This window comes from Corynebacterium sp. HMSC074C05 (assembly GCF_001838325.1).
In the GTDB taxonomy this organism is placed as follows: domain Bacteria; phylum Actinomycetota; class Actinomycetes; order Mycobacteriales; family Mycobacteriaceae; genus Corynebacterium; species Corynebacterium amycolatum.
Genome location: NZ_KV836296.1, coordinates 1 through 210, shown reverse-complemented (window position 1 = coordinate 210; position 210 = coordinate 1). Strand labels below are relative to the sequence as shown.

Sequence of the window (210 nt, the reverse complement as noted above, 5' to 3'; positions counted from 1 at the left end):
TAAGCATCTCGTAGATCACGCGATGCTTATCCATCATCGAGACCTTCGGGCAGTGCGATTGGTGCTGGATCGTAATTCCGGCTTGTCGCGCCCACCGCCTGACAGTTGGTGCGGGGATCGCTAAATCGCGCCCTACCGCGCTTGCTGATGCCCCGTTGGCAATGTGTTGAAGCGCAATGGGTTTGATGGCACTGTATTTCGATTGGCGGG

The 210-nt window shown here is 56.7% G+C and carries 1 pseudogene; it reads right to left on the bottom strand.

Annotated elements, in window-relative coordinates:
• A pseudogene (locus HMPREF3042_RS10920) lies at positions 1–210 on the bottom strand (IS30 family transposase); the annotation flags it as partial.